Source organism: Synechococcus sp. Nb3U1, from assembly GCF_021533835.1.
Lineage (GTDB): Bacteria > Cyanobacteriota > Cyanobacteriia > Thermostichales > Thermostichaceae > Thermostichus.
Window position 1 is genome coordinate 1091559 of record NZ_JAKFYQ010000001.1, and the last position, 24384, is coordinate 1115942.

The following is a 24384-nucleotide window of genomic DNA, read 5'->3' on the forward strand; positions in this document are numbered from 1 at the left end:
GTCTCCATCCAGAAACGCTGGAACCAACCCTTACCCTCTCTGGAGGGTTCACAGCACAGAAGGATCTTCAGTAGATTGACAGAAAACCCACGAACAGTGAAGTACTGGGATAACCCATTTTCCCCAAAATCGATTAATCAAGCACAATTATTGTCTACGGTTATTGTCTACGGTCTGGGGCTGTTTGGGATCCGGATTCTCGGTTATGGGCCCCTCAGGGGTATTCTAAGGTAACAAGTTCTTAATAGCGGTACAGAAGTGACGGATGCCCTGCTGTGTCGGTTGGATGTGGCCTCAGAGGCTGCCCTAGAGGCGGCAGCTCTGTTGCGCAGCTATGCGGGGGGCACTCTGGCCATCGAAGAAAAACGACCGGGAGACTTGGTGACCGCAGCTGACCGTGCTTCTGAAGACTTAATCTTGAACATTCTCAAGCGGCACTTTCCGGAAGATGTCATTTTGACCGAAGAGTCCGGCCAACAGGGATCCGCTCAAGGCCTTTACGCTTGGATGATCGATCCGCTGGATGGTACTACCAACTTTGCCCATGGCTACCCTTTTGCCGCCGTCTCGATGGGATTGTTGCAAGGTCGAGAGCCCGTTTTGGGGGTGATTTGCGATGTTTTCCAAGGGGATCTGTTTCGGGCCGGACAAGGGATGGGGGCCACCCGCAACCACAAACCCATCCAAGTTTCCACCACCACCGAGTTGTCCCGTAGCCTGCTGGTAACCGGTTTTGCCTATGATCGCCGTGAAACCTCAGATAACAATTATGCTGAGTTCTGCCATTTCACCCATCTGACCCAAGGGGTGCGACGAGGTGGATCAGCCGCTCTGGATTTGGCCTATGTGGCCACGGGTCAGTTGGATGGCTACTGGGAACGGGGCCTCTCTCCTTGGGATATCGCGGCAGGGATCGTCTTGGTTCGGGAAGCCGGGGGCAAGGTGACCGCTTATGATGGGAGCCCGGTGGATGTTTACAGTGGCAGGCTGCTGGCCAGCAATGGCGAGTTGCACAGTGCCATGCAGCAGGAACTGGCCCAGGTACGTCCTCTGCCGGTTTCGTTTCCAATGCGGGCTGAAGCATAGGTGACTCAGGGATCCCTAACTCCATAAATCCAATCATTCGGTAAACGGGCTGTAAACGGGCCATTCGGTGTCTATCCTGTCAAATGCTGTCAAGTGAGAATAGGAGCAAGCGGTTGGGCAACAGGCAACAGACAAATCCATATCGGTTCGGGAAGGTTACACTTGCTCTGCTCCTGCTGATCACAACAGCAGCATGGGGGGCTGGAGCCGCTTCTTCACAATCGGCACTTCCCTTACCCAGAGCATCCTCAGAAATAGCCGCGAATGGGGCCGCTCAGGTCACAGATTCCCGTTGGGCTGAAATTCAAGAGCGGGGATGGATTCGTGTCGGTTTGGATCCCAGTCTGGGCCATGCTTATCTCTATACCGACTTGGATCAGGAAACCTACGCAGGTTTTGAGTGGGATATCCTGGAGGCAATTGCCCAAACCCTTCGGGTACAGGTCAACCCTGTGGTTGTTGCCTGGAGCGAGCAATTGGCGGCTTTGCAAGCGGATGAAGTGGATTTGATTCTGGGGGCTAGAGAACCTCTTGGTTTGGACTCTGAGCAGTTTCTCGCCACTCGGCCCTATTATCTCAGCCCACAACGCCTGGTGGTAAGGGATCCCGCCCCAAAGGACTCCGTCCCCCTGCCGCGAGAGGAGCCATTGCTCGAGGAGCTATCGCAATTATTTGGCCGAAAGGTGGGCATTGTAGTTAATAGTACGGGGGCAGCTTTGTTGGAGGCGTACAACGAGAGAAGAGGCAATGCCATCCGCCTGTTTGCCACCAGTAACCCCGAGCGCTTGTTTGCTCAGTTACAGGCTGGCCAGTTGGATGCGGTGCTCATTGATCAACCGGTTGCAGCCATGGCCCTGCGCCAACCGAGATCTCGACTGCGCCTATCGGGGCCCCCCTTGTCCCCCATTCCCCTAGTGGGGGTGGTATCGTCTCAACATCCTTCCTTAAAGCAGGCTTTGGATCAAGCGATCTCGGCTTTGTCTGAGGATGGCACTTTGCAGCAAATCTTGGAGAAGTGGCAATTATGGGAGCCAACAGTGATGTCCCCCGCATCAACCTAGGGTTAGCCAGATACGAAGCCGACTACTATGCCGTCCTAGGAGTTCCCGTCAACGTTGACTCCAAAGGGATCCGGCGCGGCTATATACAAGCAGCCAAGGCCCTACACCCGGATCGGTTCATTGGGGATCCCGAGGCGGCAGAACGCGCCAACCTCCTGTTTGCTCGCCTGGTTAGCCCCGCCAACGAAGTGCTCACCAAGGATCGAGAACGGGGAGAATACGAAGCTGTCATCAAAATGCGGATCAAACGCTTGTTGGAGTCACCCCCTGCTGATCTCTGGCCCTACGGGGAAGCCGTCAAAGGGCTGGCTGAGTTCGACAATTGGCAGGAGGAGTACGTCAAGCGGGTACACCAGCTTTCGACGGAGCAATACAGCTCCATGGACGAGTTCCTCCACAAAACTGAACAACTGAGCGAATTAAATCTGGCCTATCTGTTGCTCAAAGCCAACTACAAAGGGATTCCTACCCGTTCCCGTAGCACCAGCAACTCCAGCAGCTTGGGTGGGAGCCCAACCCGAGCCGCGGTGAGCACTCCCCCTGCATCCCCTGCGCCACCCGTCCCGACGGTTCCTCCCGAACCCCCTGCCCCCAAGCTCAGCCCTGGCGAAACCCGCTTCATTCAAGCTCTGGATATGATCGAGCGCAAGCAATACCGGGATGCGGTGCAATATCTGAACTTTGCCATCAGCGCTGAGCCGAATGTGGCCCGCTACTACCTACACCGAGGCATTGCCCACCTGAAGCAAGGGAATACTGGCATGGCCAAAGCAGATTTTCTGCAAGTTACCCGTCTGGATCCCACCAATCCTGAGTTGATGCTGGAGGTGCGCCGTTGGATGCAACAGACCGGGCCGCAACAGCCGATCCCAGGGATCCCGGCCAGCCGCCAAACCGCCCAAGCCCAAAAGGTGGTGCCGCCCCCCCGCAAGGAGGACAACGGTGGGTTGTTAGGCCGCTTCTTCGGCAAGAAAAAATAGCGGCCCCTAGCGGGATCCCCCCAACACCAGCAGGGTAATCAGGGATCCCGTATTCCAGAGGCTATGCAGCAGAATTGGGGCCAGCAGGTTGCGGCTGTGGCTGTAGATCACACCCAGCACAATCCCCAGCATGGTCAGGGGCAGCAGATCCGAAAGATTGAGATGGGCGAGGGCAAAGGTAAAGGCGCTGACTAACACCGCTCCCCACATGGGCAGGTAACGACTCAGGGCCGGCAGCCAAAAACCGCGAAACAGCACCTCCTCAAAAATTGGGGCACATAAAGACACCACCGCAAAAAACACCAGCCGTGCTCCCCACCCCCGGCTATCCAACAGCAGGGGCAAAATCGGGTTTCCTCCCCCCGCCTGCGGCAACAGCAGTTGCGAGAGAGCCGCCGCCAACACCACCAAGGGCAGAGCCACCAAGTAACCACACAGGCCCCAAAGCAGCCAAGTGCCAAATAGCCGCACCCGCAGCAGGGAAGTAGGGTAGCGGTGTAAGAGGCGATACAGCAAGCCTGCCCCCAATAAGGCCCCGGAATTGTAGGTCAAAAACAAAGCCACCGCCTGGTGCCATGGGCTGAGCTGCCGCGTCTGTAGGCCGAGAATGATCACATAGAGCTGTGGCACCAACGCATTGAGGGCAATAAACCCTAAAAACCAACCGGTCAGCACCGCCTGCACCCCGCTCCCAGGCCAGGGAACCTCCCAAGCAGGGCCCAGGAGCGGTTGTTTGTGCCAGAGACTCCAACCCACCCAGCCCACCAGTAACAGCAGACCCAGCAACGCCCCCAGAACCGGGATCCCGCCCACTATTGCCAGTCGGAATAGAGCCGACAAAGCCAGCTTCTCCTGCTGTTGATTGAGAGCATTCAGGCTATCGCTGCGCTGTTGTAGTCGGTAAAGCTGTTGCAGAGCCACCGCCTCAAACCAGCCATCCAGATGATTGCGAATTTGCACTTCGGCTTCTGGCAAAATCCGCCGGGGTGTTGCCCACAGTCCCTGCAAAATCCGTGCCATCGCCTTTTGGCTGGATTCCAGCTCCATAGGTCGTTCTGGATCGAGCACCTGTTGCCACTGCTGTTCTGCTGCCTCCAGATCTTCTTGATAGGCATAAAGTAATCCACTGCGTATCCAAAGGGCATCCAATTCTGTCTGCAGATCCTGCATGGAGGCCAACAGAACGGGATCCACAGGCGGCGGTTCCGTTGGCTCAGGATCAGGTGCATCGGTTACAGCGGTGGGAGCCAGCTGAGTCAGACGTTTTAGACGTTTCAGACGTTCCGCATAATTCTCGGCAGTTTGTTGGTAGCGATTGTTGGCCAGTTTGAACACATCCTGACCCAAGAGCGCCCGCGCCAAATCCTGATAGCGGGGATCGTCCAAAGTTCGGGAAGCCTGCAAAGACAGGTTGGTTTGAAACAAATCCAGCTGCGTTCGGGGAGGTGGCTGGAACCAACTGCTGGATAGCGAAAGTCCGACAATCAAAAGGGCCAAAAGGCTCAGCAAGTTGAGGATCCCATGGCGGAGAGAAAGCCAAGCAGGGGATGGGTCAGTAGAGGCTCCGACTTCAGGATGAGACATCACTGCAAAGGATCCAACTCAAGCGGGTTATATCTTATCCCCTGATTATCGTCGCTCCAGCCAATAGCGGTAGATCGGCAAGCCCAATTGTTGGCAGTGCCACTCCCGTTGAGTGAGAATACCAAACGGGTTGTGATCCAACGGGCCGGCGTGGGGATTCCAAAATTGGGGGTGTTCCAAAAACCGCGTTGCCATTTCTTCGGCTACCGCCTGAATATCCGATTGCAGAAATACCGGGCTACCCGGCTGGAGCAGCACAGCCAAGTCTGCCACCAGTTGCGGCTGCACCACGCGCCGTTTGTGATGGCGCTTCTTGAACCAGGGATCCGGAAACTGGATTGTCACTCGGCTCAGATCCCCTGGGGCAAACAGGTGCCGCAAGGACACATTGATGTTGGCGAAGAGAAAATGCAGGTTGTCGAGCTGCAGCTTATCCCCCCAGGCATTGGCTCGTTCCACCAGCGCCTGGCGAATTTCTACCCCCAAGAAATTCCACTCTGGCTGCTCTTGGGCGATGCGTAGCAAAAACCGTCCGCTACCCGTGCCAATATCCAGATGCAAGGGCTGCCCCAAGCGTCGGTACACCCGTTCCCAGTGGGGCGGGGGGGTGGGTTGCTGATATTGCACCTGCAATGGATTGACGTGTTGCCGCACCCGATGATTGAGGCTCCGCTGCAACGGGATCCCTACCCAGGGTCGGGGAGAAGAACGATCTTCTGGTTGGCTAACGGATGAATATCCCATCCCTCCCACGTCCGGTTCCATAGAACAGCCGCAAGTTTCAGCAACAGGCAAAAAAGCTGAGAGTACCTAGGCTACCACTGAATATCCTCAATGATTTGCCGCAGGATGTGGGCGGAGTGGTGTAGTTGCTTGCGCTCGGTTTCCGTCAGGGACATAGCGAGGGTGCGTTCTACCCCGCGCCGCCCGATGATATTGGGCAAACTGAGGCACACATCCGATAGACCGTATTCCCCTTGAGTGAGGCTGCTTACGGTCAAAACACGGTGTTGATCCCGCAGTAGAGCTTGCACGATCTGGGTTACCCCCAACCCAATGGCGTAGCTGGTAGCCCCTTTGCGACGGATGATCTCATAGGCGGCATTGCGCACCTGCTCGAAAATATCCCCCAAATGGGCGGGATCCCATTCCGGCGAGAGGTCTCCAATCGGGGTGCCAGCTACGTTCACCTTACTCCAAACTGCCACCTCGCTATCCCCATGTTCGCCAATGATGTAGGCGTGTAGGCTGCGCGGATCTACTCCCAAGCGCTCCGCCAGAAGGTAGCGAAAGCGGGCCGTATCCAGAACTGTGCCTGAGCCGATGACTTGCCCAGTCGGTAACCCAGACAGTTTCCAGGAGACGTAGGTCATGATATCGACGGGGTTACTCACTACCAGCAGAATGGCGTCGGGACAATGCTCCATCACAGCCGGGATCAAACTCTTGAAAATCTCGACGTTGCGCTGCACCAAATCCAGACGGGTTTCCTCAGGCCGCTGCTTAGCCCCTGCCGTTAAGATCACCACATCCGATCCGGCACAATCCGCCAGTTCGCCCGCCCGTACCCGTGTCGGCTCCACGAAAGGGATCCCGTGTACGAGATCCATCACCTCTCCTTCTGCCTTGTTACGGGCAATATCGCTGATCACCAGTTCGTCCAAGGTGTTTTGAATCACCATCGAGTAGGCACAGGCCATGCCCACCTGTCCGGCCCCAATGATGGATCCCTTGAGGAGGCGGCGAGCACTTCCCGGATGCACTAGCGTCTGGGCTTCAGAAACGGGCATAAGCGATGACCCTCTTGACCGGAGTTCTCCTCCAGCTTACAGAACGGAACGTAGTCATCGAGTGGGGGCAGCGGGAGTCTTTCACCCTGTTTTGAGATGTGGGCACGCTATCAGGCTTAACCCAGGTATAACCCTGTCTTTACTTCAGACCGAAAGGCAAACGGTAAGGTGTTGTCAGGAATACGTAGACCTGGCCACACAAATCAGCCTCGACAGCAACCGATTGCCGCTGGTTGGTGGAAGGAAGCCCAGCCTCAAGTGTGCTCAGTTTGCCCTATCGGAGCCAACCTATGCCTGAAACGATGCCCAGCCATTCTGCCGCCAGTCTGACGATTCAGGAGCGCCAACTGCTGGAAGACCTCTATCGGGGACGCAATCTAACTCCCTACACCTCCGGCCAAAAGATTCCTTTGCTTTCTGAAGAATGGGTGATCGTCTGCCGAGGGGTGGTCCAGCTCACGACCAGCTACCCAAATGGCAGTGAGGCGTTGTTGGGGTTTGCCGGGCCCTCCATGCCCCTGGGATCCCCTCTCACCCTGTTGGATCCCTATCAGGCAACAGCTTTGACGGCTGTGGATGTGTTGCGGCTGTCGGCAGCGGAAGTGGAGGCCTCAGAAGCCCTGAGTCAGGGTTTGCTCAAGCAGGTGATGCGCCGATTGCGACAAACCGAAGCTTTATTGGCTTTGGCAGGACGGCGACGAGTGGAAGATCGATTGCGACAATTGCTCTCTTTGTTAGCGGCGGAACTGGGATCCCCAGTTGCTGGAGGGGTTCGCATCCAGGTGCGCCTCACCCATCAAGATTTGGCCAATGCCATCGGTACTACCCGCGTCACCATTACCCGCCTCTTAAATCGCTTTCGCCAGCAGGGGTGGGTTACGCTGGATAAACACCGCCATCTTGTGATCAAACTTGCGGATGCCATCTGAGGTTCCTGCCGCAACACCGACAGCTTGGGTCACGGGTATTACCGGCTACTGGGGACGGAATGTCGCCCTTTGTCTGCTGCGGCAAGGGTGGGGGGTGGTGGGTTTGTCGCGGTGCCAGCCCAAGGATCTGCAAAGTTGGGCTGAAGCACAGGGCAAGAGCTTGCAATGGTTCCACTTCGATTTAGCTGACCCCAACTGGGATCCACTCCTGGATTTTCCTCAGGCAATCTTTCACTGTGCTGCTCGGTTTGATCAGGTTGATCAGGATCTGGCCTTAATGATGCAGGTGAATGTCTTGGGGCCGATCCAGCTGATCGAGCAAGGGATCCAGACGATGTCCGACGGGGGTCGCATTGGAGTATTCCTTGGGCAAAATGGCCGCATTGGCCTGCCAGGCTTGGGGGAGTTTAGCGCTACGCAAGCCGCTCTCTGGACATGGGCCGAAGCTCGCTCCAGATCCCTAGCGGGTTCACGCCTGTCCTTGAGCTTGGTGTTTCCGCCGCGTGCCCCTTCCGGGTTGCAAGCTCAGTTGGCCAGTCAACTCAGTCGCCCCCCCCAAATTCGCCAACGCCCGACGGCGGATCCCTTGGTGAAGGGGGTATTGGCAGGAAAGCGTCGGGTAGGGCGTTGGCCCTGGTTGGCGGGGGTTGCTACTTTGCTGTGGTAAGGGCCCTAGGCCAAGCTGGGGATAGGAGCGGCACTGGGTACCGACTTGCGCCAAGCCTTGGGCTGTTGGAATTTGTGCAGATCCTGGATCAGCTGCACCCAGCCATCCGACATCGACTCCACCAAGAGCTTGCCTTTTTCCGGCGTAGCGGCAGTAGCGTCTCCAAGTACACCACTCTGGGTCAGATCGCGGGTCACCCAAGCAAACGGAATTGCCCCTTCCATGCTGAGCAGACTATTTTCTGGTAGATCGTGAGGATACTCGCACACCAGCTTATCGGTTCGCACCGTTTCGGGCAGAATATGCATAAGAATGCTGGTTTCGCCATCGCCAGCATGAATACCAAATTCTCGTTCTTTCTCCGTAAACAGATCCCGCCCCTCGTGGGGGACACGCCAAGCCGCTACCGGGAAGAGCATGAAATCTTCGTACTTCTGGTGCACATCCCGCGCCACGATCTCCAGCACCTGCGGTTGGCCGCCGTGAGAGTTGAGGAAGACCAGCTTACGAAACCCAGCTCGGTAAATGCTTTCGGCCACTTCAGTTAGCACCGCCATCAAGGTTTGGGCGGTAAGGGCGATGGTGCCGGGGAAATGCCAGTGTTCATTGGCCTTGCCATAGCACTGGGTGGGCAAAACATAAGCCGGAATCTTGGGATCCAATTTTTCCATGGCGCGTCCGATGATGGCCGTGCCAATCGAAGCATCCACCACCAAGGGCAGATGCGGCCCATGCTGTTCAATCGAGGCGACCGGCTGGATGATCACCACATTCTCTTTGTCGGGCATGGCCTGAATCTCGGTCCAAGTCAGGTATGGGAAGAAACGGTGGGGTGGAACAAAGGTGTGCATCATGGCAGGATCAGTCAAATTCAGAGGGAGCGTTGCCTAGCACCATGCTACAAAATTGAGTTCACGAAATGTCTGCGACGAATCTCGCGACCGAGATTCGTCGCAGTGCTCTAAAAGCACAGGTTTGGCTGGATGGTGTAGACCGTAGAATGTGCGAAGCCGTGGCTTTTGCAGGGCTTCAGAAAATATTTCCCTTCAGGAGTGCTCTGGGATATAGCTTGCACCTTAGTGCTGCGAAATAGATTGAAAAGATTTGAGAAGCGCTGCGGAATGAGCGTCAATCATCTTCTGCGAACACAAAGCGGTACAGCTCATCCAGGGTGGGTTCCGGGCTTTCCAGGGCAAAGGCAACGGCATCTTCGATCAATGCCGTGGTCTCTGCTTGAATGGTTTGAAACTCCGCTTCACTCATCAGTTGGTGTTCTAGCGCGTAGCGCTCCAGCTGTTTGATCGGATCCCGTTGCCGCCAAAATTCCTTATCCTCGGGGCTGCGCAACTCGTCTGGGTCCGCCAAAGAGTGTCCCCGGAACCGATAGGTAATGCACTCGAGCAAGGTGGGGCCTTCTCCTGCGCGTGCCCGCTCAATCGCCTGTTGGGCGGCCTCTCGTACCGCCAGCACATCCATGCCATCGATCTGATAGCCGGGCATGCCAAAGGCCGGGCCTTTGCGATAGATATCAGTATCGGAGGTGGCGCGCTCGTGGGCCATACCGATCGCCCAGAAATTGTTTTCCACCACATACAGAATGGGCAATTTCCAAAGGGCGGCCATATTCAAACATTCGTAAAACTGGCCGTTGTTGCAGGCCCCATCCCCGAAGAAACAGGCGGTGACTTGGTCGGTACCCCGATACTTTGCGGAAAAAGCCGCCCCGGTGGCCACTGGGATCCCTTCGGCAACGAAAGCATAGCCCCCGAGGAAGTTGTGTTCTGCCGAGAACAGGTGCATCGAGCCCCCTCGCCCCTTACTGCAGCCGGTGGCCTTGCCAAAGAGTTCCGCCATTACCGCCCGTGCTGGGATCCCGGTGCTGAGGGCATGGACGTGATCCCGATAGGTACTGCACACATAGTCGCTGGATTTCAGCGCTTTGATTACCCCGGTGGAAACCGCCTCTTGGCCGTTGTAGAGATGCACAAAGCCAAACATCTTGCCCTTGTAGTACATCTCGGCGCACTTGTCCTCGAACAGACGACCAAGCGTCATATCTTGGTAAAGGATGCGGGCTTCTTCGGCAGAAATGCGGGCCGTAGCCAAGGGGGGCGTAAGTTCCTGAACCATGCTGGGAAAGGGCCAAAGGTGACAAATCTTTGCAGTCCATCAATTATTGCATGCCCCGGCCAGATTGCAGCCTTGCGAAGGGATCCCTTCTCTGCCCAGATAGAGAGGTTACCCGCTGGCTGAGAAGGTTAAACTGAGAGGCTAAGGCAAGAAGCTTTTCCATTGCGGCAGCGGTACAGCTTTTCCCGACTAGATGGAGGATCTGAGGCGGCCTGGAATCCTTATCAGATTAAGGAATTAGCCCATATGGACTGTAGTGAATATCGCTGGAAAAAGCTGTATTCAGAGATTGATGGAGCCGAGAGCCGTGACAGGGCCTACTCTTCTGTTTACTTACAACTCATGCTTGGGTGGAGAAAGTTTCGGCAGATTCACGCGACCGGATACGCATGATGGGAGCACGTTTGGTCAGCGGTGCTGCAGCAATGTTGTTTGCTCTGATGGTCACCCTGCTGGGGGGTTGGTACTTTACGGCGGCGATTGGGCTGATCATCTTTTTGGCGCAATTGGAGTTTTTCCGGTTGGTGCAGGCCAAAGGCAATGCCCCAGCCATGCGCACCACCATGTTTTCCAGCCAGATTTTGGTGATCTTGCAGCAGGTGAAACCGGAATGGACCAGTCCTGCTTTCATCGTGGCGGGATCTGTGATCTGTTTTTATCTGCTCTTTAAGCCGAAGGTGGCCACTATTGCCGATATTGCCACCTCGATTTTGGGATTGTTTTACTGCGCCTTGCTACCGAGCTTTTGGATTCGGGTCAGGGCTTTGCCCCTGTCGGAGGGGATCGGCGAGGGCTTGCAGATTACCCTGTTGGCGATCGGTTGTGTGATCGCGGCGGATGTGGGGGCCTACCTGTGCGGGCGGGCCTTTGGGCGCACCAAACTCTCCATCCTTAGCCCGAAAAAAACTGTGGAAGGGGCAGTGGCAGGCATTGCCGCCAGTATGTCGCTGGCGGTGGCGGGGGCTGACTACTTAGGCTGGCCGTGGGGATGGATCAGCGGCGGGGTCTTGGGGTTTCTGATCGGGTTAACCAGCTTGCTGGGAGACTTAACAGAATCCCTGATGAAGCGGGATGCCGGGGTCAAAGATTCTGGGGATCTGATCCCAGGCCATGGCGGCATTCTGGATCGGGGGGATAGCTACGTGTTCACCGCCCCGCTGGTGTTCTACTGTATGCAGTTGCTCAACACTTACTCGAGCGGATGAAGATTGCAGCTTCTTCTTCATCTAAAATCTGAAGAGATGGATGTCTAGAAGACCTATTAGCTAAGCGGCGGGTAGACCGCAGGTCGTTCCTAGCCCGCACTGTATTTGTGAATTGTTGTGAATTGTGTTTATGTGTTTACTCAATAAAGATGGGTGTCGGGAGTTGTCACGCCGGGGAGTGTCAATACTGCCATGTCTGGGATCCCTGCTGCCCCGTCGCCCGTTCCTCCCCGCTCTCTAGAGGGGTTAGACCTTGAGCAAATCAACCTGTCTGCCTCTTCCTTGGCGCTCCTGGAACACTGCCCCCGCCTGTTTCGCTACGTGTATCTAGAGCAGTTGATTTGGCCTTCTGCTGACGCTTTTGAACACGAACTGGAGCGGCAACACGGCCAACAGTTTCATCGTTTGGTGGAATTGCACAGTCAGGGGCGAGAGGTGGAGCCGCGTTTGCCCAGCTTGGATGAGGAGGTACAGCAGTGGTGGCGAGTGTTTTTGGCAAGCCCCCATGCTCATCCACAGGGGCGGGTGTTTGCGGAATTGCCCCTGTGGCAACGAATAGAGGGGTTTAAGCTGATCGCCCGTTTGGATCAGTTGGTGATCGCCCCGGCATCTCTCCAGATTGTCGATTGGAAAACCGAGCGCCAACGCCCTCTTGATAGCCACCTACGCAAAAACTGGCAGGTTCGACTTTATCCTTTGTTGCTCTGCGGAGTAGCGGAGCAACTGCCCTTAGAGAGCCCTTTTCGCCCTGAACAGGTACAGCTCACCCTCTGGTATGCCCAGCACCCGCAGCAACCCTTCCACTTGCACTACAGCGCTACCGCCTATGAGCAAGATCTGGCCCATCTGAAAGCCACCCTGACCCACCTGCGGCAATTGGAAGCGCAAAACTTTCCCATGACACCCCACACCGAACGCTGTGGCAGTTGTCTGTTTCGTTCCCGTTGCTATGGGCTGCTGCCAGAAGGGATCCCAGCAGAAGACCTGTTAGATTGGGTTTGGCCGACGGAAGAACCGCAGCAGGCTGATCCACAGGTTGATTGAGAGCGACCCAAAGCATCCCTCTAGAGCAAGGCCGGTTGGGGCAGAATCTTCTTGGGCAACAACCCATGTACTCCCTTCATCGGACTATTCACCACCTGGGTAATGTGAAAGTGGATGGCAAGGCTACAGAGCACATAGGCTTCTTCCCGCTCGATGCCGACAAACTTGTGCAGAAAATCGATCATCCGCTTCAGGGCCAGCTCAAAGGCTGTATCCAGATCTTCGGCAAAGCCCATGGTGATGAAATCTGTAGGGGTTTCCGCCATCGGCACCTGGAAATGCAAATCCTTGCGCAGGATCAACTGCAGGGTGCCATTCATGGAGGTCTCGATCGCCGTCACATCAATTTCTCCATCCCCCTGAGCGGAGTGGCCATCCCCCACCGAAAAGAGCGCCCCGGGCAGGAAAACTGGCAAAAAGACACGGGATCCCGCCTGCAGCTGGCGGTTGTCGATGTTGCCGCCATAGGCCCCCGGCGGTACGGAGTTGCGGCTGGTTTCGTCGGTGGCTACCCCCAGAATGCCGAAGAAGGGGCAAATCGGGACACGAATGCCGCTGCCAGGGGGAAATTCTGCCACCCCCCGTTCCAGATCCAAATCGATGAAGCGCAGCCGGGGTTGGTCGAACTCGCCGGGCAATGCCCCCCAACCGGGACGAATGGCATTGAAGCCAATCGGTAACCGGGGGGTTATCGACTGCAAGCGTACCTCCAAGACATCCCCCGGCTCTGCTCCCTCCACATAAATCGGCCCGGTTAACAAATGTGGTCCCGGCCCCACCCGTCGCTCGGCAGGTAGGGTTTTACAAATTTCGATGAACTCCGGTGTGAAGAAGTGATCCGGGGCTTTGCCGTAGTGGGCGAACCCCGAGTAGGTCTCCACTTGTACCACATCCCCCGATTGCACCCGCAAGGCTGGGGACAGGGTTGAGGAAAACCCGCCCAAATGAACAGTGCTGGGGGTGGCATTGAGGGTGTAGGTCGGCACAGATGGGATCCCTTACGAAAAGGTGCACTCAAATCGTGAATCAGGTTGCCCGTCAAGCTCGTATCTCTGGCTACCGAATTCTTCATGAATGTTCTCCTGTTTTGGCCCCTCTTCGGGAGGCTCAGCTACAGAACTTGTGCCCAACGTAACTCCAGCTCACCCGCAGACTTGCATACTGGGTAAGTGTTGTCCTCTTGCTTGCCAATTGTGATGTCTAGTGTCCCCACCCCTTGGGATGTGGAATTGAAGGGCCTCTACAAGCGCTTTGGGGATTTTGTTGCCCTGGATGGCGTCGATTTGCAAATTCGACGCGGCGAGTTTTTTGGCCTGCTTGGGCCTTCCGGCTGTGGCAAAACAACCCTGCTGCGTATTCTGGCTGGTCTGGAGATGGCCGATGGCGGGGATGTGCGGATTCGGGGCCGTCAAGTCGGGCATTTGCCCGCCCACAAGCGCAACGTCAATACCGTTTTTCAGAGCTATGCCCTGTTCCCCTTCATGACCGTAGAGGAAAATGTCGGATTTGGCCTGCGTATGCGGGGATTGCGAGGAGAGACCCTCCGCAAAAAAGTGGCGGCAGCCCTGGAATTGGTGGAGATTGGGGCGTTTACCGGGCGTAAACCCCACGAGTTGTCCGGTGGGCAGCAGCAGCGGGTGGCTTTGGCCCGTGCCCTGGTGAATGAGCCTGAAGTACTTTTGCTGGATGAGCCGCTGTCGGCTTTGGATGCCAAGTTGCGCAAGCAACTGCAGGTGCAGTTGTGTGAGTTGCAGCGTCGTTTGGGGATGACTTTTATTTTCGTGACTCACGACCAGGAAGAAGCCTTGGTGACCAGCGACCGGGTAGCGGTGATGCGGGCTGGGCGCATTGAGCAAATGGGGTTGATCGATGAAGTTTACGAACGTCCGGCGACGGCGTTTGTGGCGGATTTTTTGGGGGCGAGCAATCTGCTCAAGGGCACCGCCTGTGGCACCGACTGTGTAGATACTCCCCTGGGGAGGCTGAAGGTGTTGGGGATCCCGGCCAGCCAGGAGCCGGTGCACCTTTCGATTCGCCCGGAAAAAATTCAGCTCTCTCGCAAAGGTTGGGATCTGCTGCCCAATCAAGTGTCTGTACGGGTAGAGAACCTGATCTACACCGGGGCGGAGAACCAGTACCTGCTGCAAACCGCCAATGGCCAGCACCTTAAGGCCACTGCTCTCAATACTCTCAATACTGATAACGAAGATTTTGGCTTTGAAATTGGCGAGTCTTTGATGGCCCACCTACCCCCGAAAAGCCTGATTCGCTTGCGGCAGCCCCCTGCTATTCCCAACTCCACGGAGGAGCCTTGATGTTGAAGCTGCAATCACCTGTAGAGGAGAGGATCCCGCCTTCCCCCCTCCAGGGATCCCAGCAACAGGTGCGGTTTGGGGAAATGCTCACCCCGTTAGGGGAGCTATGGCGCAGCTTCATGTTTGTCGGGCCGGGAGTGCTGTGGGTGATGGGGTTTCTGGTGCTGCCGGGGCTGTTGTTGGTGGTGTACAGCTTCCTCAGCCGCGGGGATTTTGGCCAGATCCAACTGCCCCTCACCTTGGACAACTACCTGCGCATTCTCGGCTATGGCCCCTTGGGCTGGACACCGATTTACTGGCAGATTTTGGGCCGCAGTTTGCTGGTGGCAGCGGTGACGACCTTCTTTTGTGTGCTTTTGGCTTATCCGCTAGCTTTTTTTATCGCCGCGCACCCGCCCCGCCAGCGGGATCTGCTGCTGACCTTGGTGGTGATCCCTTTCTGGACGAATCTGGTGATTCGTACCTACGCCTGGATGTTAGTGTTGGGGCCGGAGGCTTGGCCGGCGCGTTTGGCCGCTTGGCTGGGGTGGATCCCACCCCAAACGGCGCTTTATCCCAGTTGGCTGGCGGTGTATCTGGGCATGGTCTACACGTTTTTGCCCTACATGGTTTTGCCCCTCTACACAGCGGTGGAGCGCATCGATTGGCGGTTGGCGGAAGCGGCACGGGATCTCTATGCTAACGGCTGGCAGGTATTCCTGTGGGTGCTTCTGCCCCAGACATTGCCGGGGTTGGCCTCGGGGCTGATTCTGGTCGGGATCCCCGCGTTTGGCATGTTCGTGGTGCCAGATTTGCTGGGGGGCAGCAAAACCCTGCTCATCGGCAATGTGATTCAGTTGCAGTTTGGCTCTAGCCTCGACTATCCCTTTGGGGCGGCCCTCAGCTTTTTGGTGACTGGGCTAACCTTGGCCTTGCTCTATGGTTACAGTCGTTGTGCAGGCACCCGCAGCCTAGAAGATCTGGTTTAAGGGGGGTGTCGTGGGCTTTGATCAGGGCGGCCAATTGTTTGCGCATCAGGATCCCAGGCTTATCCGTGAGTATGTGCTGTTCGGCGCTGAGGGTGAGGGGTACATCGGGATCCGTCGTTTCTAGGATGGCTTTATCTTCCAGGGTGACAGCCCGATCAAAACGGATTACTTCTGCGGCTGGGGTATCGACTTCGGTGTCGTTGCGCAGACAGAACTGCACCACTTGGGAGGCACGGTCGTTAATTGGGGTGGGGGTATTGACGATCACATGGCTGCGACCATTCGGGTAACGGATGTGGATGTGGTTGGTGAAAGGCAAATGCCAGATCAGAGTGGTGGTGCGTTCGGTTTTGCTGGCAGCAATACCCAGGTTTTGTTGCTGTAGCTCCGGGTTGGCCACACCCATGACCATGTGGCTGTAGATGCCGTAGTCCAGCTCCTTGAGCTCGAAGTGGCTGGGTAAGAGGTCTTCCATGCTGCCGAAGGTGTTTTGATGCACGAAGCTGATGTGGGCCGCATCGAACTCGTTTTCGCAAATGCGTAGGCCCGCGCACTCCCAGCGCTCATAAAACTCGTGAATCAGCCGAAAATGGGGATCCTCCGCTTCCGGGATCACCGGGATCCCCCGTAACGGCTCAGGATCCAGACACACCCAAGCGTACCCGTAGCGGGCCTGACAGGGAAAGGCCGGGATCCGGTAGGAGCGGGGAATAGAGGCTTGATCTTCCCATTGGGGCACCTTGACACAAGCACCAGTGCCATCGAACTCCCAGCCGTGGTAAGGGCAGCGAATATGGCCCTCGCAGACACTCCCTTTGGAGAGTTGTGCCGACCGATGACAACAGCGATCTGCTGCCGCCTGGGGTTGCCCCGTTTCGTCTAGCCAAAGGACAATCTTTTCCCCCAACAGCTCGAAGGGCTGCGGGGATCCCGCCTCCAACAGGCTCAGGGGCATCACAGGATACCAAAATCGCCGCAAGACAGGATGCTGAGTCACTAACATGGGGCACCATCATCAATCAACAAACCCAGATTCTATGTATCAAATTCGTGAACTCGGTTTGGTAGCCCGTGCCACAATCCCTCTGCCTCAAGGGAATCCAAGACGGCTGGATCTGTCCTTGCGCGGAGGGGATCAAGGACTCCGTCCCGCTAACGCGAACGGACATCGGGTAAGTTGAGAAAGGGAGTTGAGCCGCGATCTCTTTGGAGATAAGCAGCCCGAAGTCACATCAGTGCCCGTTTGTGAGGGATCCCTTGACCCAAACCATGCCTCCTCAAGTGCAGGCCACAGCTTCTGCCCCGGCCCCGAAGAGCAAAATCTTGGATGCCATTGTCATCGGCTCTGGGATTGGGGGCTTGGTTACCGCCAGCCAACTGGCGGCGAAAGGGTATGCGGTGCTGGTACTGGAAAAGTATCTGATCCCAGGGGGAAGTGCTGGGTATTTCGACCGTCCGGATCCCAATGGCAGGGGTTCTTATCGCTTTGATGTCGGGGCTTCTATGATCTTCGGCCTGGGTACTCAGGGCACCACCAACTTACTGACACGGGCACTGGCTGCGGTCGGTCAAACGATCGATTCTGTTCCTGATCCGGTGCAAATTGCCTATCACCTGCCCAACGGCTTAAATCCACGGGTGCATCGAAATTACGAGCATTTCTTAAAAGAGCTGTCGGAGTATTTCCCGGCTGAGTCCAGCGGGATCCGGCGTTTTTACGATGCCGCATGGGCCATTTTCAACAGTCTGAACGCGATGGAGCTGCTCTCGTTGGAGGAGCTGGGCTACCTGTTTCGCTCTTTTGTGGGCAATCCCCTTGGTTGCTTGACCTTGGCGCGGTATTTGCCAGTGAATGTTGGCCAGGTGGCGCGGCGCTACCTACGGGATCCTAATTTGCTGCGCTTTGTGGATATGGAGTGCTACTGCTGGTCGGTGGTGCCGGCGGATCGCACCCCGATGATCAATGCTGGAATGGTGTTTTGCGACCGGCACTACGGCGGCATCAACTATCCCAAGGGTGGGGTGGGGCAGATCGCCCAGAAGTTGGTGCAGGGGTTAGAGGCTCATGGTGGGCAGCTCCGCTACAAAGCGCGTGTCCGACAGATTCTGCAAGAGCGGGGGCAGGCCATCGGGGTGGAGCTGAGCTCAGGGGAAAAACTCTACGCCCGTAAGGTGATCTCCAATGCCACCCGCTGGGATACCTTTGAACACCTATGGCCGGGATCCCTGCCGCAAGCAGAACAACGCTGGCAAAGCCGCTACCAGCAATCCCCTAGCTTTTTAAGTTTGCACTTGGGTATTCGGGCCGAAGGGATTTGCGGCGAGCGAGATTGCCACCACATCCTGTTGGAAGATTGGGAGCAAATGGAAGCCGAGCAGGGCACGATCTTTGTTTCCATTCCCACCCTGTTGGATCCCGACTTGGCTCCCCCGGGCAGACACATTGTTCATGCGTTTACCCCCAGTTGGATGCAAACTTGGCAGGGGCTAACGCCAGCTCAATATCAACAGCAAAAACAGCAAGCCGCCGCTCGTCTTATCCGCCGTTTGGAGCAGATTTGGCCACAGCTGGGATCCCAGATTGAACTCAAAGAGGTGGGTACCCCCCGCAGTCATCGCCGTTTTTTGGGCCGAACCAATGGTACCTATGGCCCGATCCCCAATCGGGATCCCTGGGGTTTGCTGGGCATGCCCTTTAACCGCACGGCCATCCCCGATTTGTATTGCGTGGGGGATAGCACCTTCCCCGGCCAAGGGTTGAATGCGGTCGCCTTTTCGGGCTTTGCCTGTGCCCATCGGGTTGCGGTGGATTTGGGGTGAGCAGGACAGAAGCCTCCAACGGGCTAGCCCAGAGCCAAAATAGCTCCTGTCTGCGGATCCCGAGATGGCCGTTGGGCGGGTCGAGGCGACGGATTCAAGCGACCGACAACCGAAAACAGCTCCGACTGTTCTACCACTCCCTTAAAGCGCCCCTCCCGATCCACTACAGCAATCGGCACCTCTCGATCCCAGTAAAGGAACAGATCTTCTAGACTGGTTGAGGCTTGCACCTGTGGAAAATCCGTCTGCATGGCGGCCTGGAGCTCTTCATGTCCCATTTGCAACGAACGCTCCAAGTTTGCCGGAGTCAGCACACCCACGGGACGCCCTTGGCCATCCAATACGTACAGCGTGTTCAGTTCATGGCAACGCATTTGCTCTGCCGCCGCTTGTAAAGAATCTTGGCCGAGGATCAAGTGCAGGGTTCTCCGGGTAATGGAACCGGTTTTTAAGACTTGGGCGCGGTTCACCTCCTGAATAAATTGCCTGACATAATCATCCGCCGGTTGTGTCAGCAATTCCGAGGGAGATCCCACCTGTACCAAAGCCCCATCCCGCATCATCGCCACCCGATCCCCGATCTTCAAGGCTTCTTGGATATCGTGGGTGATGAAGACGATGGTCTTGTGAAAGCGTTCTTGCAGCTTCAACAGTTCCTGCTGCATCTCCCGCCGAATCAAGGGATCCAAAGCACTGAAGGCTTCATCCATGAGTAAAATATCAGGATCCGTGGCCAGAGCCCGCGCCAAACCCACCCGTTGCTGCATCCCTCCGCTGAGGTCGGCAGGATAACGCTCTGCCCATTGCTGCAGCCCCACCATCTCCAGAGTTTCCAGGCCCCGTTGCCGTCGTTTTTGGGGAGCTATCCCCTGAATTTTCAGTCCGTACTCCACATTTTCCAAAACTGTGCGATGGGGAAAAAGGGCGAACTTTTGAAACACCATGCCCATCGTTTGCCGGCGAATCTGACGCAGACGACCTGGCCCAACCCGCAGGATATCTTCCCCATCTACGTAGACCCGTCCACAGGTGGGCTGGATCAGCCGATTCAGGCAGCGCACCAGGGTGGACTTGCCGGAGCCCGAGAGGCCCATAATTACGAACAGCTCCCCCCGTTCAATCGTTAGGGAGATATCGGCAACGGCGAGAACATGGCCTGAGCTTTGCAAGAGAGCTTCTCGATCTAGCCCCTGCTGCACCTGAGCTAGGGCCAATGGTGGGTTGGGCCCATAAATCTTGGTCAGATGTTCAATGCGAATTTTGGGTTCGGAGGCACTCATGATCTACACAGTATGCAAGGCATTCAATTCAGTTCAGATAGATTCTCAGATAGATTCAACCTCCCTCGACATCTGCCACCGTCGCCAGCGTTTCCAGCCCCAGCCGATCAACCCGCGCCGATACCAAGAGCGTTGAAAATCAATGTGTCCCACCTGTTGCGTCACCCGATCCAGTGCAATTGCCAACAAGAGGATCCCTAGCCCGCCCGTAGCTGCCATCCCGACATTCAAGCCATTCAGGCCCCGCAGCACCACCAATCCTAAGCCGGGTACCGCGATCATGGAGGTGACCACCGACATCCCCAAGGCAAAGAGAACCGTTTGGTTGACCCCAGCCAGGATGGTAGGCATGGCCAAAGGGATTTGTGTCTCCCAAAGGATCTGGTTAGGGGTAGCGCCAAAGGCGTGAGCAGCTTCTACAACTTCCGCTGGCACTTGGCGAATGCCCAGGTTGGTGAGGCGAATCAAAGGTGGCAAGGCATAGATGATCGTGGCGATGACGCCTGGAGCTTCTCCGATGCCAAACAACATCACCACCGGCACCAAATAGACAAACACTGGCAAAGTTTGCATAGCATCCAGGAGCGGGCGCAAGAGCCCCTCGAAGGGATCCGAGCGAGCACACAGCACCCCCAACGGGATTCCCAGGAGCACACAGACCACGACTGCCGTTAACACCAGCGACAGAGAAACCATCGCCTCTTCCCAGGCCCCGACCCATCCGATCAGGCTTAAAGCCAGGAAGCTTAAGAATCCCACCTGTCTCCCGGCCAACTGCCAAGCCAAGGCTGTCAGGGATCCCAGCACCAAGGTGGGCGGACTGGTGACGAGGAGCTGCTGAAAGCCCTGCAACAGACTATTGATGGGTACCCGTACCGACTGAAACAAAGGTCGAAAGTGAGTGACGAGCCACTGAATGCCGCTACTGACCCAATCCGCAAAAGGGATGCGCACCTGATCGAAGGGATCCAGCAGGATACTCCAGAACAGGATGGGATCCGCCATTACCCAGCCACCTGACGAGCCTGCTCCAGCCAGCCCTCGAAGCGTTCCCGATTGGCCTCGATCCACTCCAGCGCGTGACGACGGATATCTTCCGGGCTTTTTTCGCCATCGTGTACCCGTTTCTGCTGAGCATTGACATCCTCAATTGGGATCGACACCAGTTCCAGCCAGCGCCGTGCCACCGGATTGGCCCGTAGATAGTCAGCATTGGCTACCACGCGGATGCGATCCACGGCAAACCCCAAGTTGCGGCCATCCACTACTGTATTGACCCGGTCAACATCCGCTTGTTCTTCTGGTAAAGAAGTAAAGGGCACCTCCAACCAAACCACATTCTCCTGTGGTTGCAAGAATGCCCCTGCCCAATGGGGAGAGTAGGCATAGGCAAGAATCGGCTCCCCTTGCTGCAAACGAGTGATGGTATCAGCGATCAGGGCATCGTATTCTCCCTGGACAAACTGCACCGTTGAGGTCAGTCCGTAAACCTCTAGATGATGCTCGGTGACTGCCGCGCAACCCCAACCCGGATTGCAACCCACCAAGTTAGCCTTGCCGTTGCCATCGCTATCGAACAAGCGGGCAATCTGCGGATCCTGCAGTTGCTCCAGGTTGCGGATGTTGTATTGCTCCGCAGTAGCTTTATCGATTAGATAACCCTGCACGGTGTTGTCCACCAATACCCCGACCCGCTCAAGACGGTCTTCTCCGCCGTTGTTTAGAATCATCGGGTAGTTCAAGTTTTCCCAATGGGCGGTGAGAAAGTTTACATCGTTGCTGCTGACGGCCGCATGGGCCAAAGCCACTTGCAGTTGTTGGGTTGGCTGAACACGGTAGCCCAGTTCGGATAAGCCCTCGTTGATGATCTCAGCCAAAAATAAAGAGTAAAAGTTGGTAGAAGCTGCTGGTTGAATCAGGGTACCATCCACCACCGCCAATGACTGAGCGGAGAGCTTGTCCTCCGCCAGGGATCCTCCCAAGAAGACCCATCCCAAAGTGAAGGCCACCGCAGAACTGCGTAGTAAAAATAAAGGTTTGAAGAGACTCATTGCAATGCAAACTCCGTAACGGAAAGGATCGAGGACACAACCGACGGATCGTTAACCTGAAATACGCCTCCTGTTAACGTTGTCTTTACCCGTATCCTGTTACCGCCCCAATCTTACAGCCTTTTCCGACTTCACACAGGCGCTTGAGCTAGGTAAAAAAAATCTGGAACAAGGGACTGACCTGAATCTGCTGTATCAGATAACGCTGGAAAAGGCTGTATCCTGCTTTTGCCACGCCGTTTTTGATGAAACCTCGCTGGGTGGCTCATCATGAGATGTCTCCATTGCTCAAACTTCATTGCTCGAAAAGGTGTGAGGGTCTATCCAAGTCCAGAATTCGCAATCTGCGAATCTACTGTAGCAGTCATCATGATTTTGCTTAATGTTTGCGAAGTGATAGTATTTGATTTGAATAGTTAATACAATAGCTAATACAACCGCCGGGGAAAGTTCCAATTCATGACCGAAATGGATTCAGACTTCTTAAAAAATAAACTTTTGGCCGGAATCCACGCTCAACAGTCTGGGGATCTTCAGGGGGCAGAGGCCATTTACATGGAAATCCTGACGGAGTGCCCCGATCAACCTGATGCCTTGCATCTGCTGGGTACGGTTGCTCAAGCCACAGGCCAATTAGAGTTTGCTGTCTCTCTAATTGCTGCTGCCATTGAGCAGGAGTCCAATGTTTCTCTGTATCATCACAATTTGGGCGTAGTCTATGAATCTTTAGGGCAACCCGAGCTTGCTTTAGTTTGCTATCAAGAGAGTTTCCGACTCGATCCAAGCGCTTACAACTCTGCCTTTCAAGCAAGCAAACTATTGATAAATCTGCGCCGACATGAAGAGGCAACTCCCCTTTTGTCTCAGATTTTAAAGAATTTACCTCAAGCAGGGATCCCTTCAGCAGAGTTAAATCTTTACCTGGCCATCACCCATTGGGAACAAGGTGAACATTCGATTGCGCTGAACCACCTAGAGAAGGCTTTGGAGTGGGATCCCAGCCTGGAACAAGCCAGATGGTTTTATCATCTTTATCTGCCGGCAATTTATCAAGACGAAGAGGAACTGAAAAATTTTCGCTCTCGTTTTACCCAACACTTGAATATTCTGATTCAATCCACTCCTCTTGAGACTCAGGAACAGTGTAAAACTGCTTTGGATGCGGCCAGCTTGGGCACCAATCATTATCTGCAATATCAAGGCTATAGTGATATTGAACTACAGCAGCAGTATGCTGACTTTATTCAAAAAATTGTTGTCGCTAACTCTCTAAGGTGGTCTTATTCTGTTCCTCTGCAATCTTCTCAGCCTGGAGATCCACTTCGTATCGGGTTTGTCTCTGATTCCATGCGGGCTTGTTCTTACAGCCGTCTTTCTCTGGGCTGGGTTAAGTATTTGAACCGACATCTATTGCCTGACCAGAAACGATTCCGGGTGTATGCTTATCATCTGGATTCTAAAACAGATTTTATGACAGAGCTATATCGACAATATGCGGATGTTTTTCGTCATATCCCAACGGGACTGGAGTCAGTAGTGCAGCAATTTGCGGAGGATCGGTTAGATGTTTTGGTGTATCTAGAAATTGGTTTGTCTCCTTTAATCTTACAATTGGCATCTCTGCGGCTGGCTCCAGTGCAATGCTCTACCTGGGCTCATCCGGTCACCTCGGGACTTTCCACCATCGACTACTTTCTTTCCAGCGATTTGATGGAGCCTGAAAACGGGCAAGATCACTACCGTGAGCAACTCGTTCGGCTTCCCCATTTAGGCACATGCTTTGAGAAGCCAATCTTGCCAATGCAAAAACAAGCTCGGGCAGATTTTGGTCTGCGAGAAGATGCTGTTGTTTATCTCGCCTGTCAATACTTGGGCAAATATCTTCCTCAATTTGATGATCTGTTTGCTGCTATTGCCAAGCGAGTGCCGAACGCCCAGTTTGTTTTTTTGGCGTTGCCCAATACGGCTATTGCAGAGAAGTTTTGTCAACGATTGGCCAAGGTTTTTACCAGCTTTGATCTGAATATCCATGAGCATGTGCTCATGTTGCCTCGACTGGATTATCAAGCCTACTTGGATTTGAATCGTTGTGCGGATGTAATGCTTGACTCCTATGGGTGGTCTGGCGGGATCACCACCTTAGAAGCCCTCACGGTTGGGCTGCCCGTTGTCACCTGCCCGGGGGAGTTGATGCGGGGCCGCCATACCTACGCGATGTTGAAAAGAATGGGCCTGGAAGTGCTGATTGCTTCTGATTTGACAGCATTTGTAGATCTAGCCGTACAACTGGGATCCGATCCTGATTTTCGCAGCCGCATGGCCACCGAGATTGAGCAACGACGGGATCTTCTCTTCGAAGACCAAGCGTGTGTGACAGCCTTGGGCCATTTTTTTGAGCATGTTGTGCTCAGCAGGGATCCCAGAAAATAAACAGGGGTTCGACAGGGGATCCCATGCTCCTAATCCCAATTTGC

At 55.4% G+C, this 24384-nt stretch carries 21 protein-coding genes; 11 read left to right on the forward strand and 10 right to left on the reverse strand.

The window, feature by feature from the left end; all coding sequences use genetic code 11:
* Positions 1-258: 258 nt before the first annotated feature.
* From L1047_RS05010 to L1047_RS05020, 3 genes are all read left to right on the forward strand, one after another.
* The gene (locus L1047_RS05010) at positions 259-1086 is read left to right on the forward strand and encodes an inositol monophosphatase family protein (protein WP_235277774.1); all 828 of its coding nucleotides are present in this window, start codon (positions 259-261) and stop codon (positions 1084-1086) included.
* 332 nt (positions 1087-1418) lie between these two features.
* Positions 1419-2147, forward strand: a complete 729-nt coding sequence (locus tag L1047_RS05015) for an ABC transporter substrate-binding protein (protein ID WP_235277775.1) — start codon at positions 1419-1421, stop codon at positions 2145-2147.
* Positions 2111-3127, forward strand: coding sequence for a J domain-containing protein (locus tag L1047_RS05020; protein ID WP_235277776.1), 1017 nt, complete (start codon positions 2111-2113; stop codon positions 3125-3127). The genes L1047_RS05015 and L1047_RS05020 overlap by 37 nt, the downstream gene beginning before the upstream one ends.
* 6 nt (positions 3128-3133) lie before the next feature.
* Here the strand turns inward: L1047_RS05020 and L1047_RS05025 are convergent, their stop codons facing one another.
* From L1047_RS05025 to L1047_RS05035, 3 genes are read right to left on the reverse strand one after another with little or no spacing between them, the layout of a single operon-like run.
* Complete coding sequence (locus L1047_RS05025; protein ID WP_235277777.1) at positions 3134-4711, reverse strand: CPBP family intramembrane glutamic endopeptidase; 1578 nt, start codon at positions 4709-4711, stop codon at positions 3134-3136.
* A 45-nt stretch (positions 4712-4756) separates the two neighbouring features.
* On the reverse strand, positions 4757-5476 hold the full coding sequence (trmB, locus tag L1047_RS05030) for a tRNA (guanosine(46)-N7)-methyltransferase TrmB (RefSeq protein WP_443081679.1): 720 nt from the start codon (positions 5474-5476) through the stop codon (positions 4757-4759).
* Positions 5477-5526: 50 nt separating this feature from the next.
* Positions 5527-6501, reverse strand: coding sequence for an L-lactate dehydrogenase (locus L1047_RS05035; RefSeq protein WP_235277779.1), 975 nt, complete (start codon positions 6499-6501; stop codon positions 5527-5529).
* Between the two features lie 290 nt (positions 6502-6791).
* Between L1047_RS05035 and L1047_RS05040 the strand changes: the two genes are divergently transcribed.
* Both L1047_RS05040 and L1047_RS05045 read left to right on the forward strand, forming a co-directional pair.
* Positions 6792-7430 carry a Crp/Fnr family transcriptional regulator gene (locus tag L1047_RS05040; RefSeq protein WP_235277780.1) on the forward strand — a complete coding sequence of 213 codons (639 nt, stop codon included), beginning with the start codon at positions 6792-6794 and terminating at the stop codon, positions 7428-7430.
* The gene (locus tag L1047_RS05045; RefSeq protein ID WP_235277781.1) at positions 7420-8097 is read left to right on the forward strand and encodes an NAD-dependent epimerase/dehydratase family protein; all 678 of its coding nucleotides are present in this window, start codon (positions 7420-7422) and stop codon (positions 8095-8097) included. The genes L1047_RS05040 and L1047_RS05045 overlap by 11 nt, the downstream gene beginning before the upstream one ends.
* Before the next feature lie 5 nt (positions 8098-8102).
* Here the strand turns inward: L1047_RS05045 and L1047_RS05050 are convergent, their stop codons facing one another.
* Both L1047_RS05050 and pdhA read right to left on the reverse strand, forming a co-directional pair.
* The gene (locus L1047_RS05050; RefSeq protein WP_235278864.1) at positions 8103-8948 is read right to left on the reverse strand and encodes a creatininase family protein; all 846 of its coding nucleotides are present in this window, start codon (positions 8946-8948) and stop codon (positions 8103-8105) included.
* 277 nt (positions 8949-9225) lie between these two features.
* On the reverse strand, positions 9226-10227 hold the full coding sequence (gene pdhA, locus L1047_RS05055) for a pyruvate dehydrogenase (acetyl-transferring) E1 component subunit alpha (protein ID WP_235277783.1): 1002 nt from the start codon (positions 10225-10227) through the stop codon (positions 9226-9228).
* Between the two features lie 389 nt (positions 10228-10616).
* Between pdhA and L1047_RS05060 the strand changes: the two genes are divergently transcribed.
* On the forward strand, positions 10617-11432 hold the full coding sequence (locus tag L1047_RS05060; protein WP_235277784.1) for a phosphatidate cytidylyltransferase: 816 nt from the start codon (positions 10617-10619) through the stop codon (positions 11430-11432).
* A gap of 192 nt (positions 11433-11624) precedes the next feature.
* Positions 11625-12476 (forward strand): PD-(D/E)XK nuclease family protein, encoded by an 852-nt coding sequence (locus L1047_RS05065; RefSeq protein ID WP_235277786.1) that lies wholly within the window; start codon positions 11625-11627, stop codon positions 12474-12476.
* 20 nt (positions 12477-12496) lie between these two features.
* Here the strand turns inward: L1047_RS05065 and L1047_RS05070 are convergent, their stop codons facing one another.
* Positions 12497-13462, reverse strand: a complete 966-nt coding sequence (locus tag L1047_RS05070) for an acetamidase/formamidase family protein (RefSeq protein ID WP_235277788.1) — start codon at positions 13460-13462, stop codon at positions 12497-12499.
* A gap of 210 nt (positions 13463-13672) precedes the next feature.
* Between L1047_RS05070 and L1047_RS05075 the strand changes: the two genes are divergently transcribed.
* Together L1047_RS05075 and L1047_RS05080 are read left to right on the forward strand one after the other, a co-directional pair.
* Positions 13673-14791: an ABC transporter ATP-binding protein gene (locus L1047_RS05075; protein ID WP_235277790.1), complete on the forward strand. Its 1119-nt coding sequence runs from the start codon at positions 13673-13675 to the stop codon at positions 14789-14791.
* On the forward strand, positions 14791-15759 hold the full coding sequence (locus tag L1047_RS05080; RefSeq protein WP_235277792.1) for an ABC transporter permease: 969 nt from the start codon (positions 14791-14793) through the stop codon (positions 15757-15759). The genes L1047_RS05075 and L1047_RS05080 overlap by 1 nt, the downstream gene beginning before the upstream one ends.
* Here L1047_RS05080 and L1047_RS05085 read toward each other — a convergent pair.
* Positions 15671-16762 (reverse strand): aromatic ring-hydroxylating dioxygenase subunit alpha, encoded by a 1092-nt coding sequence (locus L1047_RS05085; protein WP_235277794.1) that lies wholly within the window; start codon positions 16760-16762, stop codon positions 15671-15673. The genes L1047_RS05080 and L1047_RS05085 overlap by 89 nt on opposite strands.
* A 266-nt stretch (positions 16763-17028) precedes the next feature.
* On the opposite strand from L1047_RS05085, the gene crtH reads away from it, so the two are divergent.
* Positions 17029-18579, forward strand: coding sequence for a carotenoid isomerase (gene crtH / locus L1047_RS05090; RefSeq protein ID WP_235278865.1), 1551 nt, complete (start codon positions 17029-17031; stop codon positions 18577-18579).
* Between the two features lie 23 nt (positions 18580-18602).
* On the opposite strand, the gene L1047_RS05095 is transcribed toward crtH, so the two are convergent.
* From L1047_RS05095 to proX, 3 genes are read right to left on the reverse strand one after another with little or no spacing between them, the layout of a single operon-like run.
* The gene (locus tag L1047_RS05095) at positions 18603-19859 is read right to left on the reverse strand and encodes a quaternary amine ABC transporter ATP-binding protein (RefSeq protein WP_235277796.1); all 1257 of its coding nucleotides are present in this window, start codon (positions 19857-19859) and stop codon (positions 18603-18605) included.
* Positions 19860-19904: 45 nt separating this feature from the next.
* Complete coding sequence (locus L1047_RS05100) at positions 19905-20864, reverse strand: ABC transporter permease (RefSeq protein WP_235277797.1); 960 nt, start codon at positions 20862-20864, stop codon at positions 19905-19907.
* Positions 20864-21910 (reverse strand): glycine betaine/L-proline ABC transporter substrate-binding protein ProX, encoded by a 1047-nt coding sequence (proX, locus tag L1047_RS05105; RefSeq protein ID WP_235277798.1) that lies wholly within the window; start codon positions 21908-21910, stop codon positions 20864-20866. Before proX ends, L1047_RS05100 begins: the two co-directional genes overlap by 1 nt.
* A gap of 459 nt (positions 21911-22369) precedes the next feature.
* Between proX and L1047_RS05110 the strand changes: the two genes are divergently transcribed.
* Entirely contained in the window at positions 22370-24340 is a 1971-nt protein-coding gene (locus L1047_RS05110) for an O-linked N-acetylglucosamine transferase, SPINDLY family protein (protein WP_235277799.1), read from the forward strand.
* The last annotated feature ends 44 nt before the right edge of the window (positions 24341-24384 follow it).

Coding starts and splice junctions, on each gene's coding strand:
- L1047_RS05025 (WP_235277777.1), bottom strand. CDS start 4,711: ATGTCTCATCCTGAAGTCGGAGCCTCTACTGACCCATCCCCTGCTTGG.
- L1047_RS05065 (WP_235277786.1), top strand. CDS start 11,625: ATGTCTGGGATCCCTGCTGCCCCGTCGCCCGTTCCTCCCCGCTCTCTA.
- L1047_RS05100 (WP_235277797.1), bottom strand. CDS start 20,864: ATGGCGGATCCCATCCTGTTCTGGAGTATCCTGCTGGATCCCTTCGAT.
- L1047_RS05080 (WP_235277792.1), top strand. CDS start 14,791: ATGTTGAAGCTGCAATCACCTGTAGAGGAGAGGATCCCGCCTTCCCCC.
- L1047_RS05035 (WP_235277779.1), bottom strand. CDS start 6,501: ATGCCCGTTTCTGAAGCCCAGACGCTAGTGCATCCGGGAAGTGCTCGC.
- L1047_RS05095 (WP_235277796.1), bottom strand. CDS start 19,859: ATGAGTGCCTCCGAACCCAAAATTCGCATTGAACATCTGACCAAGATT.
- L1047_RS05050 (WP_235278864.1), bottom strand. CDS start 8,948: ATGCACACCTTTGTTCCACCCCACCGTTTCTTCCCATACCTGACTTGG.
- L1047_RS05085 (WP_235277794.1), bottom strand. CDS start 16,762: ATGTTAGTGACTCAGCATCCTGTCTTGCGGCGATTTTGGTATCCTGTG.
- pdhA (WP_235277783.1), bottom strand. CDS start 10,227: ATGGTTCAGGAACTTACGCCCCCCTTGGCTACGGCCCGCATTTCTGCC.
- L1047_RS05060 (WP_235277784.1), top strand. CDS start 10,617: ATGATGGGAGCACGTTTGGTCAGCGGTGCTGCAGCAATGTTGTTTGCT.
- L1047_RS05045 (WP_235277781.1), top strand. CDS start 7,420: ATGCCATCTGAGGTTCCTGCCGCAACACCGACAGCTTGGGTCACGGGT.
- L1047_RS05110 (WP_235277799.1), top strand. CDS start 22,370: ATGACCGAAATGGATTCAGACTTCTTAAAAAATAAACTTTTGGCCGGA.
- proX (WP_235277798.1), bottom strand. CDS start 21,910: ATGAGTCTCTTCAAACCTTTATTTTTACTACGCAGTTCTGCGGTGGCC.
- crtH (WP_235278865.1), top strand. CDS start 17,029: ATGCCTCCTCAAGTGCAGGCCACAGCTTCTGCCCCGGCCCCGAAGAGC.
- L1047_RS05075 (WP_235277790.1), top strand. CDS start 13,673: ATGTCTAGTGTCCCCACCCCTTGGGATGTGGAATTGAAGGGCCTCTAC.
- L1047_RS05040 (WP_235277780.1), top strand. CDS start 6,792: ATGCCTGAAACGATGCCCAGCCATTCTGCCGCCAGTCTGACGATTCAG.
- trmB (WP_443081679.1), bottom strand. CDS start 5,476: ATGGAACCGGACGTGGGAGGGATGGGATATTCATCCGTTAGCCAACCA.
- L1047_RS05020 (WP_235277776.1), top strand. CDS start 2,111: ATGGGAGCCAACAGTGATGTCCCCCGCATCAACCTAGGGTTAGCCAGA.